Origin of the sequence: Pedobacter agri PB92 (assembly GCF_000258495.1) — a bacterium.
Classification (GTDB): Bacteria; Bacteroidota; Bacteroidia; order Sphingobacteriales; family Sphingobacteriaceae; genus Pedobacter; species Pedobacter agri.
In genome coordinates this window covers 1-4,697 of the sequence record NZ_AJLG01000267.1, presented here as the reverse complement: position 1 = coordinate 4,697, position 4,697 = coordinate 1, and the positions used below count along the sequence as shown (strand labels likewise).

Sequence of the window (4,697 nt, the reverse complement as noted above, 5' to 3'; positions counted from 1 at the left end):
TGATAAAACCGTATTTAACAACGTGATTATAAGACAAAACTATTCCCTTTCTCATATATCTCAACTTAGTTTTCATGAAATTAAAGACCGGGACTTAGATAAATTTACGTAAGCTTATCAATTTGGGTTTTTTGTAAACTAAAATAAACGCCTCAGTTAAACTGCACTTACGTCACTAGTTGGGGGATCAAAAAAAAACCAACTAAACTTTTACCAACTTAATTCCTAGACTAAAGACACCAGACAAAGAAAATAATCATCGATAATAATGGAACATTATCATTTATCGTACATTGATAAATCCCATCAGTCACAAGATATCCACTAACCCAATAATCATTCGGTTTTTTTAGCACGATCTCCTTCAGGCTTTTATCCCGGGCAAGCAATATGTTTATAGAATTGAAGCAACATTTAAAACTACCACAAATGTTGCCGATGTAGATGCGCCACCTAAAATCGGTGGACAAGTAACTGCTTCCATTAAAAATACTTTAGTGGACTTTTGTTAGTACCAACTTTCCAGGTGCCAATATATACTTAGTTGAGGAACGCTGCTAGGGATGTAAGAGCCATCAGCTGCAGCTGCGATTATTGTAAATACTTGCGGACAAGATGAAGTGGCAGGCATCTGGTTCCGTTGGAAATTGCTAACTTGATGTTAATGAAACAGCCGAATTGATTTTTTTGATGGAATTGATCAAGTCATTTGGTCAGATAGGTTAATTAATTTAAGAACAAACCTACCGTACTAAGAAATGGTAATGAGACATTTTATATCGGTTCCACTATCGTCAAGTCGTAATCTCTGGGGTGGAAAGTATTTTCAACACTTTACGTATACCTCCAATCCTCCAACAAAAAAAACCTTCTCATATTGTTCTATTTAACACCCATCATATCTTCAGTTCTTTGAAATCCAAACCGGGGTACCATCGTTCTAGTCAGTCAGTAATAAATATCCCTTATTTGACTGGCAGCGTAAACCAGAACTCGCTACCTTTCCCTATCTCACTAATTGCCCCAATCTGACCACCATGGCTTTTGATAATTTCCGAACTAATGTACAGGCCAAGTCCAAGTCCTGAGAATTTTTGCCCACTATACTCTGTTCTGTAGTAGCGTTCAAATAAATGGGTGAGCTTTTCCTGTGCAATTCCTGGTCCGAAGTCTTTAACACTTACCTTTATTTCCTGATCACCAACCTTTGTAACCTGTATAATGATCTGAGGTGATTGAGGAGCGTATTTGACTGCATTGGTAATAAAATTGATTAGCACCTGTCCAATCTGTTGTTTATCGGCATTTATTCTGATGGCATGTTCACAATTAATAACAATTTTCTTACTAATGGCCGCTTCCAGACTTGCCTTGCAATATTTAAAAAGATCAGTCAGGGGAAACACTTTTTTGTCCAATTTTACCTGTCCTTTTTCCATTCTGCTGGTATCTAATAAATCGTTGATTAATTTCGAAAGGGTCTCCACACTTCGTATAGATTGGCTGACCAGTTTCACACGGCGTTCTTCAGACAAACGTCCATGTGATCGTTCCAATAATTGCAAAGATGCTTTCAATGAAGTTACCGGTGTTTTAAGCTCATGGCTCGCTATACTGATGAAATCATCTTTGTCCTGGCTCATCATCCTTCTTGTAGTAACATCCATAAAGGTGCCTATCCCACCGGTTAGCTGACCGTCCTGACTAAGTATGGGTGCAGCGTTGATAGAAATATATAAGCGATCCCGGTCCGGAGGCTGTACACCAATCTCATAATCAAAGACTGGCTTTTTGGTTCGCATCATGATCGACATCGGGTGCTCTTCCTGTGGAAGGGGACTACCGTCCAGCCGGAGATTTTGCCATTTCGGGTCGTCATAGGTGCGGTCCTTGATCTCGCTCTGGCTCAGACCAAGGATTTGCTGAGCCGTAGGGTTTGCATAAACCAGTTGTCCGGTGAGATCAATTATGCCGACACCTTCTGCCATGGTTTCTAGAATTCCCTGAAGTCGCTGTTCACTGCTGCGAAGGGTTTCCTCAAGTATCATTTTTTCAGCTAACCTTTTTTCGCGTTCCCGGATGGTAAGTACCTGCGCAGTAACTTCAAGAGCCATATCTATTACTCCTGTTACTCTTCCGCCTTCAATATATGGAGCATAGTTGAAATTAAAATAACCTTCCTCCAGTTTTCCTTTTCTTTGCAAAGTCACTGGCGCTGAAGACTGTGCCCGTTCCCTGCCGTCCTTATAGGTTGCTATGAGTTTATTTGCTGCCGGTTGGCCAATCAATTCCGGAAGCTCATCAAATAAAGGCTTTCCAATAATGGCTTCATCCCTGCCAAGTAGCTCCAGCATAGGGGCATTGGCCATAGTAACTATAAAATCTTCTCCTTTAACCAGCATCATGGCGATTGGTGCCTGGGCGATAAGCGTGCGGAGGCCGTCCTCACCATCCATCGATCTGATATTTTGAGTATTGATTTGTTTATTAAAGATCAAAAGTTCCTTATTGCTTCGTTCCAATCTACCGTAGGACCTATTTAGTTCCAGGTTTAAACTCCTGTAATCGTTATTTGATATTTCAAGGTCGGAATTTGGTGTAGCCAGTTGGTTATTTAAATTCCTGATCATCTTATTTAATTGCTCAAGCTGCTCATTTACAGAGGTATATTCTTCGTTTACTACTTTAAGCTGTTTATTGTCGGTATCCGGTTCCTGGTTCAATACGCCTAAATTCTTAGTGTATTCCTGTAAATCCAGCTCGCTTTCTTCTGGTTTCAATCTGCTTTTGATGTGCCGTGTAACGTCCAAAAAGGTAGTCATTATAGAAGATACTTTACCATTAAGGTCTAAAAGCGGATGGAAATCAATGTCGAAATAACGTATCTCTGACCCAGTCCAATTGCTGGAGCTATCACTTACTTCTTTGAGGGACATTATCTTTGCTAAGGTAAAAACCCGGTCAAGCTGACGTGAAAAATCCTGGCTTTTTAAAACTGGAAAAACCTCCATTAATGGCGCGCCAATTATATTTTTTTTTGGCCACTCCCCAAATGTCCAGCATAAAGGGGTTCGCAGTCTCTATAATCAAGTCTCTTCCCTGAAGAATGGTCAGTCCGATCGGTGCGGTCCGAGTCAGCTCCTGCATGCTGTGCTGATAATAGATCAGGCGGTTATGCGTCTGTTGCATTGCACTATTGGTTGACAATAATGCTCTATTGATTAGCTGCGCTTTCTCTTCTTTTTCCTTTAGCAATCGCTCTGCCGCCACCCGCCTGGTTACGTCCAATGCTGTATGCAAGATGCAATAGACCATACCATTTTCATCCTTTATAGGCTGATAGATAAAATCAAAATAAGAGGTCCTGAGCTTTCCACCAAGTTCCATAGTGAATTGTAAGCCGGGAGACCTGTAAGATTCACCAGATTGCCAGGCCTGATTTAAAAGGGAAGCAAAAGATTGACCTTTCATTTGTGGAATTGCTTGGTCAAGCGTTTTTCCAATGACTGTTTCTTCTTCACCCCATAAAAGAAGCATAGGTTTATTGATCATTCCGATTTCTAACTCTGAACTAATATAAATAGCTACCGGTTCACTGGATTGATAAAATATTTCAATAAGAGCTTTATGAGATAAAGCAGAATGATGATAATCCATTGAGAAGAAATAAACAAAGTAAGGTCAAATGTAATTAAAGCCCGACTGCTTTCGGACAACCGTATCACCACTTTTTTTTAATTGCTTACAACTTAAAGGAATATACGCAAAGTATTTCTTCTGGTGGTTTTTTCACGATGCATTAGATTTAACTGCCCGGTTAACAATTCTAAAGGCAAGATCAGATACAGAATCAAGATAGTCAAATTGCTAATTAATATGAAAACTACTCAATTAAATTGAGATATATCCGGGTATGACAGCCAGAGAGACTTAAACGTAAAAAAGTCTTTACATTTTATTTTTATTTAAAATATAAAATATATTGTAAATGTCCAGAAATCTAACCAAATGCTGACCAAAACAGATCTCCAAACCTTAAAAAGTGCATTGATCGAAAAACTAGGAAAACAAATCAATAACAGGGCGAATTGTGAAGAGCTATCCATCGACATCTTTCTTAAAACTAATTGCTACGTTAGCAAGGAAAGTATTATGCGATTATTTGGTTGCATAGACGATGGTAAGCAAAATCACCCAAATATTATTGTTTTTCTTTGTAATTATGCCAATATGAAGTCAGATATGGACTTCAACAAGTAATTGGTAAAGTATTTATTGTCAACATATTGGCGATATTAATATCAGAGACTAATCATAGGATTTCAAATGTACTGCAGCTAGACCTCGATGAGTGAGATGAATTTCAAAGTAAACCTTTGTAGATATCTTAAAAGTAGGATGATCACTATCAAGATAAAAAGGTATTTCCTGGTCATTCTCATCGAGAATCACTCCTTCTAAGTGAAAAATATCAATGGATTCAATTATTCCGGTTCTCATTAAATGTAAAGCTAATTAGCGGCTATAAATCAATATAATTTTCTACTACTTTATCTTACCATATGGTAAGAAATTACATTTATACGTAACAAAGCAGGTAAACCATCCCTATATGACAGCCAAATGCCGCAGAGTCAGGTTGTGTGGATGGCATACTAAATAAAGCCTTTCAATATGAAACAAATTAGTGTGTACGT

2 protein-coding genes are annotated in these 4,697 nt (G+C 38.5%); both read right to left on the bottom strand.

The genetic code is table 11. The annotated features are described in order from the left end of the window. Nucleotides 1-965: 965 nt before the first annotated feature. The gene (locus ON09_RS22675) at nt 966-3,011 is read right to left on the bottom strand and encodes an ATP-binding protein (RefSeq protein ID WP_010603358.1); all 2,046 of its coding nucleotides are present in this window, start codon (nt 3,009-3,011) and stop codon (nt 966-968) included. Next, nucleotides 2,962-3,657, bottom strand: coding sequence for a PAS domain-containing protein (locus ON09_RS22670; protein ID WP_010603357.1), 696 nt, complete (start codon nt 3,655-3,657; stop codon nt 2,962-2,964). The genes ON09_RS22675 and ON09_RS22670 overlap by 50 nt, the downstream gene beginning before the upstream one ends. Nucleotides 3,658-4,697: the final 1,040 nt, after the last annotated feature.